General features: G+C 61.2%; 22 protein-coding genes and 1 pseudogene. 14 read left to right on the top strand and 9 right to left on the bottom strand.

Annotated elements, in window-relative coordinates; all coding sequences use genetic code 11:
- On the bottom strand, positions 1 to 935 hold a 935-nt coding region (locus I2487_RS11580), incomplete at its 3' end, for a protein kinase domain-containing protein (protein ID WP_207173052.1).
- 473 nt (positions 936 to 1,408) lie between these two features.
- On the opposite strand from I2487_RS11580, the gene I2487_RS11575 reads away from it, so the two are divergent.
- From I2487_RS11575 to I2487_RS11565, 3 genes are all read left to right on the top strand, one after another.
- On the top strand, positions 1,409 to 2,128 hold the full coding sequence (locus tag I2487_RS11575; protein ID WP_207172840.1) for a CHRD domain-containing protein: 720 nt from the start codon (positions 1,409 to 1,411) through the stop codon (positions 2,126 to 2,128).
- 347 nt (positions 2,129 to 2,475) lie between these two features.
- Positions 2,476 to 2,904, top strand: coding sequence for a class F sortase (locus I2487_RS15770; RefSeq protein WP_345941413.1), 429 nt, complete (start codon positions 2,476 to 2,478; stop codon positions 2,902 to 2,904).
- Positions 2,905 to 3,110: 206 nt separating this feature from the next.
- Positions 3,111 to 3,527: a hypothetical protein gene (locus I2487_RS11565; protein WP_207172838.1), complete on the top strand. Its 417-nt coding sequence runs from the start codon at positions 3,111 to 3,113 to the stop codon at positions 3,525 to 3,527.
- Between the two features lie 75 nt (positions 3,528 to 3,602).
- Here I2487_RS11565 and I2487_RS11560 read toward each other — a convergent pair whose 3' ends face one another.
- Together I2487_RS11560 and I2487_RS15865 are read right to left on the bottom strand one after the other, a co-directional pair.
- Positions 3,603 to 4,034, bottom strand: a complete 432-nt coding sequence (locus I2487_RS11560) for a VOC family protein (RefSeq protein WP_207172837.1) — start codon at positions 4,032 to 4,034, stop codon at positions 3,603 to 3,605.
- A 1,165-nt stretch (positions 4,035 to 5,199) separates the two neighbouring features.
- Positions 5,200 to 5,433, bottom strand: a complete 234-nt coding sequence (locus tag I2487_RS15865) for an RNA polymerase sigma factor (protein ID WP_518523719.1) — start codon at positions 5,431 to 5,433, stop codon at positions 5,200 to 5,202.
- 955 nt (positions 5,434 to 6,388) lie between these two features.
- On the opposite strand from I2487_RS15865, the gene I2487_RS11550 reads away from it, so the two are divergent.
- From I2487_RS11550 to I2487_RS11515, 8 genes are all read left to right on the top strand, one after another.
- Positions 6,389 to 6,691, top strand: a complete 303-nt coding sequence (locus I2487_RS11550) for a histone-like nucleoid-structuring protein Lsr2 (protein WP_207172827.1) — start codon at positions 6,389 to 6,391, stop codon at positions 6,689 to 6,691.
- 469 nt (positions 6,692 to 7,160) lie between these two features.
- Positions 7,161 to 7,853, top strand: coding sequence for a class F sortase (locus I2487_RS11545; RefSeq protein WP_207172825.1), 693 nt, complete (start codon positions 7,161 to 7,163; stop codon positions 7,851 to 7,853).
- Positions 7,854 to 8,297: 444 nt separating this feature from the next.
- A complete protein-coding gene (locus I2487_RS11540) occupies positions 8,298 to 9,116 on the top strand; it encodes a GVDTG sorting domain-containing protein (RefSeq protein WP_207172823.1) in 819 nt (272 codons plus the stop codon).
- Between the two features lie 319 nt (positions 9,117 to 9,435).
- Positions 9,436 to 9,780 carry a hypothetical protein gene (locus I2487_RS11535; RefSeq protein WP_207172820.1) on the top strand — a complete coding sequence of 115 codons (345 nt, stop codon included), beginning with the start codon at positions 9,436 to 9,438 and terminating at the stop codon, positions 9,778 to 9,780.
- On the top strand, positions 9,777 to 10,280 hold the full coding sequence (locus I2487_RS11530; protein WP_207172819.1) for a cytochrome b5 domain-containing protein: 504 nt from the start codon (positions 9,777 to 9,779) through the stop codon (positions 10,278 to 10,280). The genes I2487_RS11535 and I2487_RS11530 overlap by 4 nt, the downstream gene beginning before the upstream one ends.
- A 219-nt stretch (positions 10,281 to 10,499) precedes the next feature.
- On the top strand, positions 10,500 to 10,757 hold the full coding sequence (locus I2487_RS11525; protein WP_207173051.1) for a hypothetical protein: 258 nt from the start codon (positions 10,500 to 10,502) through the stop codon (positions 10,755 to 10,757).
- 184 nt (positions 10,758 to 10,941) lie between these two features.
- Positions 10,942 to 11,589 (top strand): thioredoxin-like domain-containing protein, encoded by a 648-nt coding sequence (locus I2487_RS11520; RefSeq protein WP_207172816.1) that lies wholly within the window; start codon positions 10,942 to 10,944, stop codon positions 11,587 to 11,589.
- Between the two features lie 1,030 nt (positions 11,590 to 12,619).
- Positions 12,620 to 12,937, top strand: coding sequence for a hypothetical protein (locus I2487_RS11515; RefSeq protein ID WP_207172814.1), 318 nt, complete (start codon positions 12,620 to 12,622; stop codon positions 12,935 to 12,937).
- Between the two features lie 145 nt (positions 12,938 to 13,082).
- On the opposite strand, the gene I2487_RS11510 is transcribed toward I2487_RS11515, so the two are convergent.
- From I2487_RS11510 to I2487_RS15550, 4 genes and pseudogenes are all read right to left on the bottom strand, one after another.
- Positions 13,083 to 13,547 carry a CBS domain-containing protein gene (locus I2487_RS11510; RefSeq protein ID WP_207172813.1) on the bottom strand — a complete coding sequence of 155 codons (465 nt, stop codon included), beginning with the start codon at positions 13,545 to 13,547 and terminating at the stop codon, positions 13,083 to 13,085.
- A 195-nt stretch (positions 13,548 to 13,742) separates the two neighbouring features.
- Positions 13,743 to 14,210 (bottom strand): SRPBCC family protein, encoded by a 468-nt coding sequence (locus I2487_RS11505; RefSeq protein ID WP_207172812.1) that lies wholly within the window; start codon positions 14,208 to 14,210, stop codon positions 13,743 to 13,745.
- Positions 14,211 to 14,432: 222 nt separating this feature from the next.
- Positions 14,433 to 15,341 (bottom strand): amidohydrolase family protein, encoded by a 909-nt coding sequence (locus tag I2487_RS11500; protein WP_207172810.1) that lies wholly within the window; start codon positions 15,339 to 15,341, stop codon positions 14,433 to 14,435.
- Positions 15,342 to 15,611: 270 nt separating this feature from the next.
- Positions 15,612 to 15,819, bottom strand: a pseudogene (locus I2487_RS15550) (IS3 family transposase); the annotation flags it as partial.
- Between the two features lie 55 nt (positions 15,820 to 15,874).
- Here I2487_RS15550 and I2487_RS11495 point away from each other — a divergent pair.
- Positions 15,875 to 16,957, top strand: coding sequence for an ATP-binding protein (locus I2487_RS11495; protein WP_207172844.1), 1,083 nt, complete (start codon positions 15,875 to 15,877; stop codon positions 16,955 to 16,957).
- A gap of 398 nt (positions 16,958 to 17,355) precedes the next feature.
- Here the strand turns inward: I2487_RS11495 and I2487_RS11490 are convergent, their stop codons facing one another.
- Positions 17,356 to 17,988 (bottom strand): recombinase family protein, encoded by a 633-nt coding sequence (locus I2487_RS11490; RefSeq protein ID WP_207172808.1) that lies wholly within the window; start codon positions 17,986 to 17,988, stop codon positions 17,356 to 17,358.
- A 229-nt stretch (positions 17,989 to 18,217) separates the two neighbouring features.
- A complete protein-coding gene (locus tag I2487_RS11485; protein ID WP_083505049.1) occupies positions 18,218 to 18,625 on the bottom strand; it encodes a heavy metal-responsive transcriptional regulator in 408 nt (135 codons plus the stop codon).
- 54 nt (positions 18,626 to 18,679) lie between these two features.
- Here I2487_RS11485 and I2487_RS11480 point away from each other — a divergent pair, with 54 nt between their 5' ends.
- Positions 18,680 to 18,994: a hypothetical protein gene (locus tag I2487_RS11480; RefSeq protein ID WP_058889638.1), complete on the top strand. Its 315-nt coding sequence runs from the start codon at positions 18,680 to 18,682 to the stop codon at positions 18,992 to 18,994.
- A gap of 69 nt (positions 18,995 to 19,063) precedes the next feature.
- On the top strand, positions 19,064 to 20,434 hold the full coding sequence (locus I2487_RS11475; protein ID WP_207172806.1) for a dihydrolipoyl dehydrogenase family protein: 1,371 nt from the start codon (positions 19,064 to 19,066) through the stop codon (positions 20,432 to 20,434).
- Positions 20,435 to 20,912 lie beyond the last annotated feature (478 nt).

Below are 20,912 nucleotides of genomic sequence, written 5' to 3'. Positions count from 1 at the left end.
TGGTAGGCCACCGAGACCGGGGACTCGCCCTGGAAGGGCGGACGGTTGGTCAGCAGCTCGAAGAGCACACAGCCGGCTGAATACAGATCCGACCGGTGATCCACGACTTCGCCGCGCGCCTGCTCGGGGGAGAGGTACTGGGCGGTGCCGACCACGGCGGAGGTCTGGGTCATCGTGGAGGCCGAATCGGCCAGGGCTCGGGCGATGCCGAAGTCCATGACCTTGATCTGACCGGTCTGGGAGACCATCACATTGGAGGGCTTGATGTCGCGATGGACGATGCCCTTCTCGTGGCTGTAGCCCAGCGCGCCGAGGGTCCCCTGCATATACCCGGCCGTCTCGCGTTCGGAGAGAGGCTTGTTCAGCGCCTGGTCGATCTTGGACTGGAGCTGGGAGCCGACCTGCGCGGCGGGCAGGTGGTCCTCGCCGTCGTGCACCCGGCCGGTGTCACCCAGGGCCAGCACGTCCTCCTGGGTCTCGTCGGTCTCACCGGTCGGCTGTGCGTGGTGGGAGTTCCCCGAGATTCGGGTCTGCTCATCGTCAATGTCGACGGTGTCGATTGTCTCGGTGAAGTGCGAATTTCCGTGCAGGATATGGCACAGCGTGACCCCGTCGACATACTCCATGACGATGAAGGGGGTCTTGACCTCGTGATGGGCCTGATCCTCGACCTGCGCGCGACCAGAGTCGTAGACGGCCACGATGTTGGGGTGGTTCAGCGAGGCCGAGGACTGGCCCTCCCGGCGGAAGCGTCCCTGGAACTGGAGATTGCGCGCGAGATCCGGGCGCAGCATCTTGACCGCAACCTGGCGATCCAGCGTGAGGTCATGGCCGAGGTAGACATCAGCCATCCCGCCGCGTCCGATCAGCGAGGTGATCCGGTAGCGGTTATTGAGGACCCGCTGCGCGGTCGCGGGTTCCGAGGTTTCAGTCATCGCCCTCTTATCCAGATGGCAGGTAGATAAAGAGACTACGCCAACGCGAAACACTCATCCTGCAGATGCAAAGAGAATGCTGAAAATAGGCAAGCCGCCAAGCGCCGAAAATCGCACCGTCAATAGAGCACCGTCGATAGAAGCGTCTACGATGCATTCACACCAACAGTCTAGAACCCTTTTGCACGGCCTTGCTGTGTAGGGTCAGCTTGCTGTGTAGGGTCAGCTCTTATCGCTGTCGAAACGCAACGACCCACCAGCGCCTGCTGGACTGTGAATACCCAACCTCGGCAGTCGCGTGGCACTTCCCAGGGTGGTCCTCGCACAGCGAATAAGCCCCCTGGGATTGCCGCTCTGCCGCTAGAGGGCAGTGCCCTCTGAGGAAACACGGCATATCGGATGAACACGCGCCCTAGGGAATAGTATTCAGTGTGGGTTGAGATTCAGCTCACACTAGTTCCAAAGGAGTCACCATGATGACGACACCACGACGTAGAACCCTCGGCGCCGGCGCCACTCTGGGTGCAGCGGTGCTGCTGCTCTCCCCCACGATGGCCCAGGCCAGCACCGAGACCGGCACCGAGGTCGATCGGCCCGAGGAGTTCACCAGTGCCTTCACGGTCATGGCGACTCCGGATCAGGTGGTCAACGCTGAGGGTGAAGCCGCACCAGGTGAGGAGGGCGCGACGGGTGACTTCATGTTCTGGATCAATTCAGAAGAAGAGGTCATCTGTTACGAGATCACCCTCGAGGGGGTCACCGGCGGCTATGAGAGCCCGGCCCTGACTGCCACGCATATCCACGATGGTGCCGCGGGCGAGTCCGGACCACCGCGCATCGCCTTCCCCGATCCGGAGCCCATCGGTGACCAGCCGCGCACCTCTTCCGGCTGCCTGGCTGGACCGTTCATGACCGGAGTCGAAGGCGACGACGGCGCGGACACCGGCGAAGGCTTCAGCCTGGCCGAGATTGAAGCCGACCCTGCCGGATACTACGCGGATCCCCACACCGAGGACTTCGTTCCCGGTGTGGTGCGCGGACAGCTGATGCAGGTCCCGCTGGATGGCATTGAGACCGGCGGCGGTGGGATGCAGCAGTCCTCCACCCAGATCGGGGTCTTCGCCGGAGCCGGCGTGCTCGCACTGGCCGGCGCCAGCGCCTTCATGCTGATTCGGCGCAACCAGACCTCGTGATTCGAGGCCTTCACCGCCACCCTGATCCCAGGGTTCGGCGGCTGCCCCTCGGGGTGGCCGCCGCCCTGGCGCTCGGGCTAAGCCTGAGCTCTTGCGGCGCACCCGGACCTGAGAGCACCGCGGGGACAGCGGCAGAAAGCACCCCGTCCACGGAATCTCCAGCCGGGGAGTCTTCAGTTCGGGAGCCTTCGGCTACCGAGTCTGGCTCTGCTACCCCCGACGCCGAATCCAACTCCGCATCCAACTCTGGGACCAGCACTGGGACCAGCTCTGAATCCAGTTCAGGGTCTTCGAGCTCGGCCGCCCCACGCGATTCCGCAGTGCAGGCCGGGGTGCGGCCGGTGGCGGTGAGCATTGAGTCCATCGGTGTGGAAGAGACGCTCATCGATCTGGGCATCGCGCAGGACGGGACCATGGAGGTCCCTGAAGACTTCAGCGAGGTGGGCTGGTTCGACGGCGGGGGCATGCCCGGTGGACGCGGACCCACCGTTCTCGCCGGGCACCTCGACTCCACCACAGGCCCCGCGGTGTTCCACCGACTGGTAGAGATGCAGCCTGGTGACGAGGTGGCGGTCACCGACGCTGAAGGCGAAGTTCACCACTATCGAGTCGAGCGCACCGAGGTCTTCGCCAAGGACGACTTCCCCACCCGGGAGGTCTTCGGCGCGCTGCCTGAGGATGAACTGCGTCTGATCACCTGTACGGGACTCTTTGACGCAGAAGAAGGCAGCCACGAGGACAACCACATAGTATTCGCCGTTCCGGTGGACACTTAGGACTGCGAGGTGAGAGGGTCACCCGATCGACATGACCCCATTCTGGAGCCGACCGATTCAAAGGACTGTGCGGCACCGACACCGCCAGGCCCAAGACGGTCAAGGATCGAAGAAGACATCGCGCGGACTCGGCCGTCGGGGCTGGTCTGGACGATGAGCCAGCCATTCACTTGCCCCGTCGGACCGGCCAAGAGGCGGTACACGCCATGACCACCGAACCCGACCGGGCCGAGCCGCTCCTCGGTGAGCTGAGATCCGAACGGCGCCGCTCGATGAAAGGTGCCATCGCCGCGACAGCGCCCACTGAACTCACCACGATGATCTACCAGGCCCTTGCCACCTCAGATGATGATGCGCAGCTAGCCGGTGAGCTGGTCCGCTCTGGAGTGCCGCGCCAGGTGCTCGATCTCGCCACCTTGACCAATGACGAAGGGAGAGAAGCCCTGGGGTATTCCTCCGCGAACTTCCGAGCGACGGTTAACCAGACGAAGAGCTTGCCCGAGCCCGCCGTAGAATCCCGACGCTGGGCCTCTACAAACATCACAGAGCACGAGAAGCAACGCCGATACCGGCGCGCTGACCGAGGGCGAGAATGCTGCGCTCAGATCTCTCACCGAGCCTGAACAGCTGCGGCCCCGCAGCAGTGGACGGGTTCTAGCGGTGGTCGCAGGTGTCATGTCAGCGGATGGTGCCGAGGGTCAGCCCAGCGGCGCGGTAAGCTCCAGGTTGATGCCATCGGGATCCTGGAAGGACAGGATCGCCAGCCCGGCGTCGCGCAGGTCAGTGATCTCCCCGCGTTCGATACCAGCCCCGTCCAGTGCCTGCGCGGCCTCCTGCAGCGCCTCACGGGAGTCCACGGCGAAGCTCACGTGGTCCAAGCCGGTAGTGTCCGGATCAAATCCTGTCTCGCCCACCGGGCGCAGACCGACCAGTGTGCCCTGGGGCGTCTGGTAGACGACGCCGCCGTAGAACTGTTCCTGTGAGGCCCGGACCGCGGGGTCCTCGGCATGTTCCGACGCGTCGATCACGGCAGGCCAGCCGAAGACCTCGTCATAGAACGTCTTCGATCTCGCGATGTCGGTGACGGTGAGCCGGACGTGTGCCAATCCATTGCTGTTGATGAGTGCCATGACGCCACCCTAATCGGGACACCTTGATGCGACCAGCCGTTTCGACTGATACGAACCGTCTGCGACGACCATCTGAGACCGCTGGTGGATTCGACCACTATGTCTTCACCATGTTGGGCTCAAGCGCAGACTCCAGGCTCGAGTTCCCCGTAGATCACTCACCAGCTCCCCCAGGGATCAGGTGAAATCCACCCTCGCTCACCTCACCAAGAATCCCAGAATGCCCTTCTCGCTGGGATCCTAAGGTGCTCCCTACCGGGTTGCGACGTCCACCGTCTTCTTCCCGAACCGGCACCCCGGCGTGAAGTGTCATCGATCCAGGGCCGATTCACCTCACAGGATCCGTTGCCGCATTCTGCTTTCACGAGATCCTGACCTCACCTAGACTCAGGACACAGTCTGGTCTACGTCCTTGGACCAGGCTGGACCCGTCCAGGGACGGGCAGTGAGCAAGGGGCCCCGTCGATCGACTTACGCATCCGGTCGGCGGGGCTCCTTGTCCGCCCCACCGTCTTCCACGACGTAGCTCCAGGGTCGGGGTGTAGGCCCCTAGGGCCACAGGCCCCAGGGTCACAAATCTCAAGGTCACAAATCTCAAGGTCACAGATCCACGACGAAGGGCCTCCACGGGTACCTGCTGAGATACGCCAAGGCACCTTTCACCTCAGCCTCTAAGGGATCCGGGGAGTGATCTACGGGAAATTCGGTGGTGAAATCTGCACTGGATCCAAGCACCGTGAACACATAGTTATCGAAACTTCCCTCTTTCGTGATGGTCCGCTGCCGCACTTGAAAGGGCGTATCCTTACCCTGATCGACGCGGGCTGCTACTACTGCACGCAAGGTAAAGGCTTTCACCGAGAGATCCCGAGTCGGTAATTTTTCTCACCCGCGGTGAATCTCAGTGTCGCATTGTGAGTGTCCATCTCGGGGCCTTTCAGATTAGTGGGAGAAGTGCACATCATCGACACCAGGTGACTCAGGGATCCCGGCACCTCAGGACTTTCCACGCCTCAGCCACACCGAGTAGCCGCCCAGGTGACGCCACGACTCCCGACCCATTCCACCGAAGGTGATCTTTCCTTCCCTCCCCCGCCCAGGGCATCACGAACCGACCCCCCCCCCGGCACGCCGGGAATGCGACGCAAGCCGTCGGGAAAAAGTCTCAGAGCCGGGCCCTAGCGCGTTGGCGGCATAAGGTGACTAACCAGGCTCGCCCTGTCTCGGGCTGGCGTTGGAAGCTCCGGCAGTCAATCCAAATTGCAGCGAAGACTTCTTTAAGTACTTCCTCCGATAACACGGGGTCTCGGAGAAATCCCAGCAGTGTTGTCCATAGAATCGATCCGTGACGTCGGTAGAGCTCCCTGAAGGCCTCTTCGTTACCGCTGGATATCTTCACCAGCAAATCTCCGCACGGATCACCGCTGCTGAGATCTGAACAAGGGTTCAACACGCACCCGAGCCCGAGGAACTTGCAGCAGACATAAGCGAAGGATCTCACAGGTCCACCTGTGGAAGAACACTCCACATTCACTTCGTGACTATTCGTTGAGTGCCTCTAATTCTCGCTGCACCCTCAACATCACACCCTGAAACCGGAAATCCGGGGCGCTACAGCGTCATCACCTCCCCGAGTCAGGCCATTTACAAGAACGCCCCCGGGGTCGCCTGAGGTTGGTGCCACAGATCGCTCCCCGGGTAGCCCACCACTGACAAGTCTCCTCAGCCCGTGCCGGGCCTGTCTCGTATTGCTCTAGGCACTCCGGGAGCCGCCGCCCCACAAGCGGTTCGTTGTTCGACCAGGGGAGAGGTCCCCTTAGATGTCTGGCATCATGTCGCTGTCAAGCTCGATCGCGCTCTAACCGGCGAGGAATTCGACGCTCTTCGCGCCCAGCGAAATTTTCCCGTCACCGACTACACGCTCAACGGAGACAACCTCGTGGTCGTTGTGGTTGGGCTTCGCCCAGCAGATGCCCTCACGGCTCGAAACGCGGCCGCCCTCGATGGTCACCGGGCCACGGGTATCGAAATCACTTCGACCCAACTCACCCCCACCCGAACACCCCAGACCCGTACATCTCAGACCCGAACACCTCAGACCCGAACACCTCAGACCCGTGAACTCGTCTCTCATCCGAGCCGCGGCCCGTCACCTGGAGCAGAGGCAGCCGTCTTTTCAGAACCATATTCTGCACTGGTCAATCCCTGTACGACGAGTTCTGCGTCGTGGACTATCATCTTTTGAGATACGCATTGCTAGCTATACCTCCTACAGGTCCGTTCCCTGTCGGAGTGGATTCCAAGACGCAAGGAAATTGCGGACTTGATCTTCGACTGAACAGTGAGTTTTTTGAATGGCACAGAAGGTAGAAGTAGTTCTTGTCGACGATCTTGATGGCAGCGAGGCAAACGAGACCGTCATTTTTGGTCTAGACGCCCGGTTTTATGAGATCGATCTTAGTGAGGACCATGGCAAGGAGCTGCGCGAGACGCTGAAGCGCTACATCCGCAAGGGCCGCGCCGTTGCTCCACCCTCACCTCAGAATGAAGCGCGACAGATCCGTAAATGGGCGGTCAAGAACGGTTATGAGGTCTCTGGCCGGGGGCGGTTGCATCGAGGCATCGTGGAGGCCTATCGCAACGCGAAGAAGCGCTAACCGCTCACGAGCTCTCCCCGAAGCGGGCCCTGGGGGGACGGCTCGTTGTTCCCGGGATCTCTTCGTCTGGATTTCGGCGACACCGGTCCCGCGCAACATTGGCCACGCCTCAGAACCTAACAAGAGGGGGGTGGGTAAGGGCCGAGTTGATCGCACGGGCTGGCCCTTGGTGGCCTAATGCGTCAGTGGGTGCTCAGGGCTCGGTTTCGCTGGTGGACCGTCTTATCTGGTGGACCGTCTTATTCGGACACCCAATCCCCACCTGCCCCCATTTTTGGTGGGAGTGTATGTAGATTGTGGGACACCCACTCCTGGGTGGTCAGTGCCAAGCCCTGGTCGCTGCCGCTCAGAAGGTCCCCTCTGAAAGGGAAACCCCGTGTCTCCTCTTCCTGGTCAACACCACGACACCACCTCTACAGCACTCCACAGCCCTCCCCGCCGTGGCGCGGTGGCCCTCACCACCGCACTGATGCTGTCACTCTCAGCATGCTCGCCGGGACAGGACACAGAGACCGCCACAGACGAAGAAACAACCCCCGCAGCGATCGAATCCGAGGCGAGCACACCGGAGACGACGGAACCAACAGATACCGACACAGGCCCCGACGGCCCGGACGCTCAGGACGCCCAGGACTCTGGGGAAGATGACCCCACGCCGACCCCCGATGAGACCGAGGCAGCCCAAGAAGAAAGCCTCGAAGCCGCCCCTGAGGCGGCCCCGCCAGCTTCCTTCGAGATTCCCGCCATCGACGCCGGCTCAGAACTGATGCACCTGGGCCTCAGGGAAGACAACACCCTCGACGTGCCCCCAGGAGATCCAGGCTCCCCCGCCAGCTGGTACACCGGCTCGCCTACCCCAGGGGATCCGGGCCCGGCAGTGCTGCTGGGTCACGTCGATGATTCCCTCGGTGAGCCCGGAGTCTTCGCTGACCTGCCCGATCTCGTCGAAGGCGATGAGATCACCGTGGACCAAGAAAACGGTGAGACCGCTACGTTCGTGGTGACCAAAGCCGAGCAATACGACCAGGACACCTTCCCCACCCTGGAGGTCTACGGCAACACCGAAGACCCTGAGCTGCGCCTGATCACCTGCGACGGCTACAACCAGGCCACTGGAGAGTACGAAGATAACTATGTTGTCTACGCCACCCTCGCCAGCTAAGGGCCAAAGAGCCACACCGAGGCGGACAGCTTCCACCTCTTTTCATCACAAGAATTTTTAGTTCCCGGACGACGAAGTGGAATTCCCAGGCGCTGACGTGGGATTAACGAGACGCAGCGTTCTACATTGACTGGTGGATAGTTCGTTCCTCGAAACATTTCCCTCATGACCGTGAGCTGCGCTACTCTGATGAAGTCGCGTCCAGAGCCCCCTTGGGCGCGCGAACCGAATACACCCCGGCATCTCCAAGAAGATGACGATCCGGTTCCCTGTCGGCCTCGAGCAGACGGGCACCCCTGGGCGATGCGGATCGGTGATCTGAGAAAAGTTCTTGTGATTTTTACCATCCGATCCCGATCTCGCTCCGAACCTCGTGTACGGGGCGTGGGTGACAACACGTCAAGTGCCTAAATAGCCACACCACTCTGATGAGGAGTCCCTCAAATGTTTAAATCCAAATTGTTCGCAGTCCCCACCCTGGCGCTTGGCGCCGTGCTGCTCAGCGCAGGCCCGGCCATGGCCCATTCCGAGCACGGCGGATCCAGCGATGGTGCCGCTACCTCGACCTCCAGTGAGTCCTGGTCCTTCCAGACCAGCCTGGACCCCCTGAACAACTCCGGCACCGTCGGTGACGTCCTGATCGAGGGCGAAGGCAACCAGGCCACCGTCTACATGACCGTCGACGGCGCAGCCGAGACCTTCATGGACGGACCCTTCCCCCACGCCCAGCACATCCACTTCGGCGCCCAGGGCCTCTGCCCACCAGCTGAGGCTGACGTGGACGGCGACGGCGCCATCAACGTCGAAGAAGGCGCACCCTTCTACGGCGGCATCGGAGTCTCCCTGACCACTGAAGGCGACACCTCAGCTGACTCCGGCCTCGCCGTGGAGCGCTTCCCCGGTGGTTCCAGCTACACCTACGAGCGCGACCTTGAGATCCCCGATGACGTGCTGGCCTCCATCGTCGATGGCACCGGTGTGATCGTGGTCCACGGCGTGGACCCGGCAGTCCTGACCGAGGAAGCCGCGAACAAGCAGAGTGAGCTCGATGAGTCCCTGCCCAACGCTGCGACCCTTCCGGCTGCCTGCGGCACCCTGAGCGCGTCACAGATGGACGGGATGCCTGAAGGCGGCGCCGACACCGGCGTCTCCGGCGGCGCCCAGGGCTCCAACATGGCCCTGGCCGCCGGCGGTGGAGCACTCGCCCTCGGCGCTATCGGTGCCGGTGCGTACTTCATGCGCCAGCGCACCGTCGAGTCCTGATCTTTCACGCCTGACCAGCATGGTGAGCGAGTTCCCTCGGGACTAGCCCATAGTGCTTCAACGGCGCAGATCACGATGAAGACATGATGGTGGCCCTACAGATCCCTTCAGGTTCTGTGGGGCCACCGCCATGTCGGGCCATCAACAATCACCACTCCCGGTAACCGCTGCAGAACGCCCCTTCCTGCACGAGTCCCCGACCCGAACAAGAATGTGAGCTGAAGACCCCATGCTTTCCTCCCCAGCTCTTCTCCTTGCAGCTCGGGGCCTGGCCCTGGCTACTCTCGCAGCCCTAGGGTTTCTCTTCGCGTCGGCAGGAATGGTCATCCAAGATTCCCGGGAGCTCGACGTCCATGGCGTAGCAGCCATAGGAATCCACATCAGCTCCGCAGCGCTGGCGCTGGCGCTGGCGCTGGTTCTCCGTGCGTGGGGGATCAAGACCGGAGTAGTCCCTGCGATCACCGCGGTAGCACTGTTCGGCCTGACGTTCCTCCAGGCCCTGTTGGGCAGCGCCATGACACTGACCTTCCACGTCAGTGGGGCATTGGTGCTCACAGTGATGGCCACCTGGCTTACCGTCTGGGTCTTCTCTCGGCAGCGTCACAACGACGCCCCCCGTTCGCTTCAACTTCGTAGTCGCTATCCAGAAGGAGCGCACTCATGACCACACTCACGCGAAACACCCACTGGAGACGATCCCTCCTGGCCCCCGTCGCCGCCGGAAGTTTGTTGCTCCTCTCCGCATGTGGGCAAGGCACAGACCAAGACCAAGACGCCCCCGAAACCGAGACCGCGCAAGAAGCCGAGACTCCTGAAGACACCACGGCACCCCAGGAGACCGACCCCGCTCAGACCGAGGACGAGAACACCGAAGCAGAGGAAAGCCCGGCTGAGGACAACGAGGAGGAGGACGAGGATTCTTCTGGCGAGGCCCTGACCCTGGATCAAGTTGAGGAGAACAACTCTCCCGACTCGTGCTGGGCAGTCATGAACGACACCGTCTATGACCTCACCGACTGGATCGAAGATCATCCAGGAGGAGCCGACCGGATCGAAGGGCTATGCGGCACTGATGCCACCGAGGCCTTCGAAGGCCAACACGGCGGCAGCGAAGGCCCTGAGGAGCAGCTCACCGAGTTCGAGATCGGCACCCTTCAGGACTGATCACCTCACCACACGAGAGACTCAGCAGCGCCACCGCCTCACTGCGGAAGCTGGACGGTGATCCAGACTCTGCGCCGAGAAAGGTGACCACTCGCTGAAGGTGATGCCGCGACATCAACGTCTCAGCCCGAACCCCAGAAAGGCACCCACGTGGATACCCAGCACGCGACACTGCGTTTCAGCGCCGGAGGGAAACACTACAGAGTAGGAGTCCCCTCGTTGAAAGCGTCCATCCTGCGCGCTGTGATCACCGCTCGAGCCAGTCAAGGAAAAGCCACACCACTTCAGATCCGCCAGCGAACGATTACTAAAGAAGGTGGATTCGACCACTACGTCTTCACCGTGTTGGGCTCAAGCGCAGACTTCAGTCTTGAGTTCCCCGTAGATCACTCACCAGCTCCCCCGGAGGATCAGGTGAAGTCCACCCTCGCGTACCTCACCAAGAACCCCTGGATGCCCTTCTCGCTGGAATCCTAAGGTGCTCCCTACCGGGTTGCGACGTCACCGTCTTCTTCCCGAACCGGTACCACGGGCTGAAGTTCCCGCGGACCTCCCCGTAAGGGAGAGGTCACGCGTGGTTCAGGTGACCGTCATCCCCGATGCACGTGGAAGAACTAGCTGGGCCCTCGAGGCCCACTTGATCCTATGAGGAGATCGCACCATGGACCGTAACAAAAATTCCAACCCGATACGGCAGGATCGAGCGGCACTCCTCGCCACCCACCGGGCCACCGAAACCCGGGCCTCCCGCAAAAGGAAACTCCTCTGGAGCGCAGGCGGAATCACCACCCTCGCCGTGGCCGGGACTTTAGTCGCAGTCGCAGTGGTCAATGACCCTGCGCCACAGGCGCGCCAGGACATCGAGATCGCCGGACTCGAGACTTTCGAGGATCTCGACGCCGAACACGTGTCCACCCCGGTGGACTACGACCAGGGGCCTCCTGTCGGTGGCACCCACTCCAGCACCTGGCTCAACTGTGGAACTTACACCCAAGAGGTGCCCGAGGAGAACGCCGTACACTCCCTGGAGCACGGGGCCATCTGGGTCACCTACGACCCCGAGACCGTACCCCAGGACCAGGTTGACACACTGCAATCGGCCTTACCAGAGACCTATGTGGTGCTCTCTCCGTACCAGGACATGGACTCCCCCATCACACTCTCGGCCTGGGGTGCGCAAATGGCCGTGGAGACCCCGGACGATGAGCGCGTCGAACAATTCGTGAGCCAATACTGGCAGTCCCCCAACGCCCCGGAACCCGGGGCCTCATGTACCGGAGGACTCGACGCCCCCGGGCGCGCCTCCTGAGCCACACAACCCCCCCCCCCACGGAAGGCCAAGGCTTCGGTTGCTTCCCTCATCGGGTCGCCCCGACCACGGGGGCAAGGCAATTTACTATCACCCTGCCCCGCTCAGCCGGCGCGGTTCACACACATCAATTCGCACCTGCGAACCCACGCCCAAGAGCTCACTCAGATCCCTGCTCCGGACCAGGCCCTCCACGGCCAGGCTCCGGGGATTCTCGACTGCTGGACCCAGCACGCTGACGACACAACAGCGTGAGCCATGCTCGCCCCGATTGCGGCTGAAACTGAAAGTCACGACAGTCAAACCAAATTCTGGCGAAAACCTCCCGTAGAGCATCATCGGCCAACGATCGATCGCGAAGACACCTCAACAACACCACCCACAGAGTCGAACAGCGCTCTTGGCACAGGCGTTCGAATGCTGGCACGTCACCCTGAGAAATCCTCACCAGTAAATGTCCGCACGGGCCAGAAGAGCAAAGCTCCGAGGCGAAAGGGTGGTGCTCATCCCATCCGGGGGCTTTGAAGGAGACATACAGGAAGCATGTCACGAACACGGTCGGGTCCGCCCTGGATAGGTGAGGTCAAGATGTCATTATCGGTGCGGCAAACCCGTCGTACAAGAACGCCTGAGGATCCCCGACCTCAAGACGCTCACAATCCTTCTAAAAGACATTTGTCAAGGCCCCATTAAGCGACCCATGCAGACTGTGCTACCACACAGACCTCGCTCCCATCATTTCCTTTTTTCCAAGATGCTTTAGAGACTCTCTACAGACCAGATCCTCAAGAGATACAACTGTGGTCTGTTCTGGTTTCACCGGCCCTCCAAAAGGTTCACCGGTCCACCCGTCCTTGTCGGCATCCGCTAGGGGAACTACGCTCATCGGGATCACACACCTCGATCACCCACAGGGTCAGTGCCACTGATCAGATGTGGCGATAACGCCCTCACCCCAGGGTGAGGCGGTGGCGTGGCACGACGTGTCACTAGGCCCAGTAGCGAGGAATCCAGATCAGGAGGAACCCAAATGGGACGAATTGTCATCATGCAACACGGAGCGACGTATCAGATGGGGTTATCAGACGCCGTCGCAAAGGCAATGAACTCAGTCATCGTGGAACACTTCGCGCAAGGCAAAGGCGTAGCCATCGAAGGCCTGCGTGGAGGAGACGCCGAGAACGATCAGCCCAAGGTCCCGGAAGGTCATACGCTCACCCTCTGGGTCGGACCACACGCCCATGTGAGCTTCACCCACCACGCCGAGGTCGACGAAGAGCAATACTCACAGATGGTCGCGCGGATGACGGAGACCCTACAGAAGGACAACCGCATCCACTTGCGATAGGAGGTCTTACCACCACGGAGTGTCTTGTGACAGAGAGCACAGACGACCCTGCTGGACCCCGGGGCGGGCTCTGGAGGTAGATGCCTGGTGGAGTAGATGCGTCGCGCCCGCGTTGGGGTGGAGCCAAAGTTAATCGGGATTGGAATCAGTCGGGGGTCGGTAGCGTCTCGTGGCGTCGAGCGTAGAGGGCCAGTAGCTCCAGGGCCTCGGGTCTGTGCTCGGCGGCCCACTGGAACACCTCCGTAGGACGCAGCACCCCGATCACCTCATGGCCCTCACGAACCAGGAGAGGCCGGATCTCCTGATAGCTGAACAGCTCGATGACTTCATCGATCACCATCCCCGCTTGCAGCGCGGGATGTACCTGCACTGCGCAGGCACATCGTCGTGAGGCCCACTTCTCTGGCCGAGCCAGCTTCACTTCACGGATATCTCGGTCAGTGATCACTCCGATAGGTTGATCAGACATGTTCGTGATCACCACATAGCCAGACCCGGACTCGCGAAGCATCTGCTCGGCGCTGTCCAGGGGCAGAGTTTCACAGAGGGACAGCCCTAGGGGGTGCAGTAATTGACGCACCGTCGTTGCTGAGATCTCGCCGCTTGGCATCGAGCTCGCCTCTCCACTTGTGGTCACCACTCAGGGGGGCCGACTGTGGCCTCAGGGCAGCCCCTGGCCTCGAGCCCGACCCTGTCCCGACGATCTACTGGGCGTTCGACTGACGAACTCTCAGAATACGGGGTCGCCCCCTATGTCCGCTTCGATCACCCCGGAGCCATTCCGGGGACCCCTGGCCAGGACTGCTCACCCGGTAGGCTCACCATCGATCGCTCCCAGCCAACCATCAGCCGACTCATCATCGGCCTCCACGAGGTCCTTAAACTGCTCAAGGGTTTTCTCTGCACGATTTTGGACTACGTCGAAATGATCACCAATCGCCTCAGGCTCCTCTCCCGGAACATACTCCAGCTCCAGGTGCACCTCAGTGCGGTCATTGCCTGTTGCCTTGAGGGTGACCACACCGGAGTTGACCGTCTCCTGCGTGGCTGCCCACGCGATTCTGCGCTCAGGCTGCTGGTCAAGGATCTCGGTCTCCCATTGCTGATGAACCCCAGCAACCTCAGCGACCCACAACAACCGGGTGTCCGTGAGGTGACGGACACTGGCCACCCCAGTCATGAACCGGGGGAACTCTTCGAACTGCGTCCACTGGCGATAGACAACCTCCACCGGGGCCTCTACAACAACAGAATCTTTCACCGTGATCGTCATGATCGTTCCTCCTTCGAGGATTGATGAGGCACCGCCGCAGCGACACCTTCCACATCCGGTGACTCTACCTTCAGCCCCCCCGTCGCTGCTCGGCGCTGCTGGTCGCTGCTGGTCGCTGCTGGTCGTTGAGACGGGGAGGAACCGAATCGCTAGCCACAGTGAACATCCTGCGCGGCAGGCGCCCTAGATTGTGCCTGCAGTGAGACAGGGTCGCTGGGATATCTATTCCTCCGGTCCCGTCCTCACCGTCCTAGGGGTCCCGAGAAGGCGGGATCCGTTGTCGTAGAACACCGCGCGCAGCCAGTCCTCTCCCATGCCGAGGTTGATCAGGGAGTCCAACGCGTGACAGTAGCGGTAAGGGATGTTGGGGAAATCGGTGCCAAGCACAATGCGGTCCTTCAGCTCTCTGAGCTGCCCGAGTCGGTCTCGGGGGAACGGATGCAGACCCTCGATGAAATTAGTGAACACCATCGTGGTGTCCAGATGGACGCCCTCGAAGCGAGCTGCCAGGTCTAAGAACTCGGCGTATTCGGGCATGCCTAGGTGAGCAATCACGAGGCGCAGGCCCGGGAACCGGCGCAGCAGTCGCTTAATGCGCACCGGCCCGGTGAACTCTCCCGGGCTCGGCCCGGATCCACAGTGAATGACCACCGGGGTCCCTGAAGCCGCCAGCATCTCCCAGACCGGGTCCAGCAGAGCCTCCCCGGGATCGAAGGCCCCGACCTGGACATGAATCTTAAACACCCGCACTCCCCGGTCGAGGGCTAATGCCACATACTCTGCCGCAGTCGGCTCCGGGTAAAACGTCGCACTCAGCGCAACCTCAGGCACCTCAGAGGCGAGCCGAAAGGAATAGTCGTTGAGCCAGGAAGCCATATCCGCACGATGCGCGTAGTTCAGAGACGTGAAAGCACACACCCCGAAACTCTGCAAAATCTCGACCCGCTCGGACTCCGGGAGCCGGTAGGTGATCGGCCAGTCCTGACCAAGACTCGGGCCCACTGCATCGAAAAATGACCAGACTTTCCCCAGCACCGCATCAGGCATGAAGTGGGTATGAATATCGACCAGGCCCGGCAGCTCCAGGGCCTTCCAACGAGCTCGGACCTCTTGGGTTTCAGCGTCGAGCATCCCGGCAGGGTCACGGAGACCTTCTCCACTGAAATTCATCCGTAGCCGGGACCCACGATCACTGCACACTGACTTCCCCCTACCCCTTGTCGACTCGACATACCCACCATTGGAAACGGTCTGTTCTACATGGTCTCGGAACGGGTTTGATCCAGGCTCTGGTCTGTCCCAGGTTGAGTGGCGCCGGGACGGTGTGCTGACGATAGTAGTGCTCATCGAACTCGACCGGGACATCAGCCCGATCTCTCCACGCGGGAGGTCACCACCAATGATGCTGGGCGCCACGATCCCGCCCAGGAATTCGCAGGTGTGCCTATCGACGACCGAGGCGATCTTGACCATCCGGCAAATCTCATCAGCGTCGAATTGAAAGTCCACCACCCACACCACATTCAGAGCTCCGCCTGCGGGGCTTCCGAGGTGGAGAACCCCTCGCGTGTGCCTCGACGCCTCACCGCAGACCCTCTTCACGCCAGAGCATGGACGACTCCAGTTATAAAGGATATAAAGGACACAAAGGCTGACCATCCGTCCTGGAGGACCTCGATGAAGCCCTAGAAGACGGTGCCGGCTCTCCCTACCTGCTGCAATTCATCACCGGGGCCCGAGGGGTCGGAAAGACCGTCCTGCTCACCGAAATGGGGCGCCGGGCTCGGCAGCAGGGCTGGATCGTCATCGACGAGACCGCCACCCCGAAACTCATCCAGCGACTCACCACCGCGGTACGACGACACCGCGAAGAACTGGGCACACCGTCTCGCCGGAGAATCACCGGAGCAGGACTCAACCTGGGGCCCCTCGGAGGAGCAAACCTAGACCTGGAATCCCCCGACCGAGCAGCACCCGGACTTCGTGAGGAGATCGGCATGCTCTGCGATGCCCTCGACCTCCACGACGGTCAGACCGGGCTGATCATCACCGTCGATGAGATCCACACCATCCCTCAATCCGAGCTCGACGAGCTCACCGCGATCACCCAACACCTCATCCGAGAAGACCGACCCATCGGGCTTCTCATGGCTGGGATCCCTCAGGCTGTCGAGAAGATGATCTCTGACAACGCCCAGCAACCCAAAGTCAGCACCTTCATGCGCCGAGCCGAACGCACCTCCTTAGAAGAAGTCCCCCTGCACAGCGTCGCAGCCGCCTTCGAGAAAACCCTCACCGAAACAGACCGCAGCATCTCCCCCGAAATCGCCCTAGAATGCGCCCAGGCAACCGGAGGCTACCCCTTCATGATCCAACTCGTCGGCTACCACACCTGGCGCATCGGTAAGACCGGCGAAGTCACCAGCGCCCACGTCACCGCCGGCAAGGACAAAGCCCGCAAGCGTCTCGGCGACCTCGTCCACGCCCCAGCCCTGGCAGACCTCTCCCCCGTGGACCGCACCTTCCTAACCCACATGTCTCAAGACAACGGACCAACCCGCGCCATCGATATGCAAAACCGCATGGGCGAAGGAAGCAACTACATCAGCGTCTACCGGGACCGACTCATCCGCGCTGGCATGATCCAACCCGCAGCCACCTACGGCCGCTTCGAGTTCGCCCTCCCAGAACTACGCGAATACCTCCGCGAACACGCCGCCCAACTCATCGCGCAATCCGAGAACTGAGCCCTACGTGGATCGGCCTGTAGAAAATTCTTGGAGAACCGCTCCAACCCTCAGCTCTGTGGCGCTGATGGCGGCCTCGCGGGCACCCGCAGCGACAGTGATGCCTCGCCAACGGCTATAAACGTTGACGAGGCATCACCTCATCGCATCCCCTGAAAGGGAACCGGACTAGCCCATGGGCAGACCAGACCAGCACGCTCAGCCTAGGTGCTGCCGGTGACATGGCGAAGGCCCCGCCGAACTGAAGCGAGTTCGACGAGGCCTTCTACCATTCCACATACAACTGCGCGATGGAGGCGAATCAATCACCGCACGCACCTCACCCTAGAGCCAACGACAGAGCCCGTGAAGACCCCTCTGCCCATCGGCCTCCTGTACAACGACCTCGACCCGGGAGGTTAGTGTTCTTCACCCGGTCTGGGAACCGACGTCGTCTCCCATGCAGCGGTCACCGGTTCAGACGGCCGCGGTGGCAGGTGCCGATACAGACTCGTCCGGGTGATCCCCGTCTTCGCGACGATCTCAGCAATGGTGTGCCCCGCATCCCGCAGATGGATGGCGTAGGCCAGCTTGTCTGGGTCCACCACCGAAGGCCGCCCCACACGTCGGCCCTTCGCTGTGGCCACCGCCCGAGCATGGGCCGCGCGCTCCACGGTGTAGGTCCGTTCCATCTGTCCGAACAGTGCCAGCAGCACCACAGCCAGCTGCGCCATCGGATCATTGGGGTTCGATGAATCGACCTTGATCGGGTCAGCCAAGTTGCGGACCCCCACTCCCCGCTCGGCGAGGTCATGGATCAGGTTCAGGGTATCGCGCACCGTGCGGCCGAGTCGGTCGAGGGTGTGGACCACGATCACGTCCCCGTCGCGGGCATACTCCAACACCGCGCCGAGTCCGGGCCGATTGACGGTGGACCCTGACTTCTTATCTACGTAGATCCGGTCTACTGAGATGCCGACCTCCCGCAACGCATCGATCTGTCGATCTAGATCCTGTTTGGCCGTCGAGACTCGTGCGTATCCCAATTCCATGCCCCGAGAGTACCAGTAGTCCGGACCGTACGGCATAGGTGAGACGTAGTATTGGGGATAACTTGTGGGACGCAGACGCGCCGATGGTTTCGTGGTCGACCGACTGAGGGTGGAGGGTGTCCCACAACCAAGGAAACGGGACGGCTATCTGAGCCTTTTCCGCTCGTTAGTGATGACCCGCTCAGGTGCAGCAGGAGTGACATTTAGCGCTACGACTCATATCTCCTGATTAGGAGGATTTGGAGGCCGTTACGATGTGGCACACCTCAGCGTCTCTACAGTCTGCCGGGTCCAGTTTCTGGCTTGCCAGAAGGGTCTGTTCGAGATCAGCGGCTAGCACCTGAAGTTCAATTTGGCGTGCCCGGACATCGGCGAGTTTCTCTTCGAGAAGACCTGAGACGTGTCCACAAGGGGTCTGGCCTGTCTCGCGGAGCTCAATCGTGTCCAGTACCTCGCTCAGGCTCAGGCCGGCAGCCTGGGCGGCACGGATAAACCGCAGCCGTGCGACGGCATGGTCGTCATAGCGACGGTAGCCGCCACCCGTTCGCGCTGGTTCCGGCAAGAGGCCCTGGCGTTCATAGAAGCGAATCGTCTGACGTCCGAGACCTGTGATGGCGCTGAGTTCTCCGATAAGCACCCTCCCATCCTATGACTTGACCTTGTACCTGACTGTAAGGTTTAAGGTCAGGTCATGGAAATCGTGCTGCAGTACTTTGAGGGATGCCCCAATTGGAAGATCGCCCATGAGCGGCTCCAGGCGCTGTGTGCTGAGCGCTCCGACATCAGTCTGAGTATGCAGCTGGTAGAGAGCGATGCTGAGGCTGAGCTGGTTGGCTTTCATGGTTCCCCAAGCGTTTTGATCGATGGTTTCGACAGATTCGCTGAGGCCTCTTCTGCGGTGGGCCTGTCGTGTCGCCGGTATGTGAGTCCTGAGGGGATGGCCGGGGCCCCGACCATGGAGCAGCTGCGCGCAGCGCTAGCAGACGCTGAGTTCACGCCGAGATAAATCCTGAGCCCCGAGGATCCCATTCACCCCGCTGCGTGACGGTCGAGGCGCTTCAAAGAAGGTGTAGATATGACGAGGAAGCACGAGGAGCCCGAGAAGTACGACCTGATGGTTATTGGTGCCGGGATGGCGGGAATCGCGGCAGCGACCAAGTGCGCGTCCCAGGGATGGCGTGTGGCCATCGTGGACTCGCTTCCCTATGGTGGCACCTGTGCCTTGCGGGGGTGTGACCCGAAGAAGATTCTGCGCCGAGGAGCTGAGATCCTCGAGGCGGCACATCTCATGGGGGATAAAGGCATCGATGAGGGGGGCCTATCGGTGAACTGGGCGCAGCTGATGAAGCATAAGCACGGCTTCACCGATGGGGTGCCCGCCAGCATGGAAGACGGGCTCAAGACGCACGGGGTGCAGACACTCCACGGCACCGCAGTGTTCACCGGCCCGACCGAAGTTGAGGTCTCCGGGGTGGGGTATCACGCAACAAAGATCCTGATCGCGACCGGTGCCACGCCTGTGTCGCTTGATTTTCCTGGCCACGAGCACCTGATCGACAGCACCGCGTTTTTGAATCTCGAGAGTCTTCCTCCGCGGGTCCTCTTTGTCGGAGGCGGGTTCGTGTCCTTCGAATTCGCTCATATCGCAGCACGCGCCGGGTCCCGACCGATCATCATCGACCGTGGATCGCGACCGTTGAAGGGCTTTGACCCTGATCTGGTGGATCTGCTGGTCCGACGTGGCGCCGAGTGTGGTGTCGACGTGCAATCGGGTACCAGCATGACCGGTGTGGAAGAGACACCCGCGGGGTATCAGGTGCACCTTCAACAGCAGGGCGTCGCGTCGATGATTGAGGTGGACCTTGTCGTTCATGGGGCAGGACGTGTCCCTGATCTGTCCAGGCTTGATCTTGAGGCTGGAGGTGTGGCGTATGGTCCAGGAGGCATCGACGTGTCGGCTGATCTGCAGTCGGTCACGAATTCCGCCGTGTATGCCGCCGGTGATGCTGCGGATACTGAAGGGATGCCACTGACCCCCGTGGCCGTATTGGAAGCCAAGGTTGCGGCATCAAACATTCTGAAGTCAGGAAATGCTGTGCCTGACTATGCGGGGACTCCCACGGCGGTCTTCACGATCCCGGAGCTCGTTAGGGTGGGTGTGCTCGAAGATGAAGCCCAGGCGCGCGGAATGGATATCGAGGTCAGGTATACCGATACCAGCCGGTGGTTCTCCCAGTATCGAGTCGGCGAGACGGCGGGGGCGGTCAAGATCCTCGTTGATCGATCGAGTGATCGCATCGTGGGGGCTCATCTGTTCGGACATGGTGTTGCCGAGTTGGTCAACACGATCAGCCTGGCCATGAAGTACGGGCTCACGGCGCGCGAATTGAGGTCCTCTCCGGCGGTTTACCCTTCGGTCGGGTCTGACCTGGGCTCGATGCTCTGACCTGAGATAAGAAGAACTCTGCGATACGGCCGGGCATGGTGTGGAGTTCATAGATAGAACACCGCGAGTTTCCGAAGGTTCCTTGAATAGGCTTTCAGGCTTATGAGAGGTTACTGGACCGTTGATCGGTCGAGATTCCACATTCGGTGCTCACCGACTGCGCGAGGTCGAAGGAATCCTCCGCAAATTGGAAAGTGTTGAGGAACGTCCTGGCAGGTTCACTGCAGTACGTAGCGACCTGCCCGGACAGTGCAGAGCCTGTCACTCCGCGTGCGCCTGCCAAGTGTCCAGTGCATCATCCCAGTGCTGTCGATCTAAGCGACAGATATCGGTGTCAGAAGACCGCCATTTATCGCTACGACTCACAGACCTGCCGTCGTGATTTCGACGAGACAGCTGTGTCTTAGAAAGCTATAGCTTTCTAATCCGCTCTGTCAGTTCATTAGTTACTGTATAGTTCAGTAGATGCTGACTATTG

This window comes from Nesterenkonia sp. E16_10 (genome assembly GCF_017347085.1).
Classification (GTDB): Bacteria; Actinomycetota; Actinomycetes; order Actinomycetales; family Micrococcaceae; genus Nesterenkonia.
Note: the sequence above shows the minus strand (reverse complement) of the source record. Positions and strands in the feature narration are given on the sequence as shown.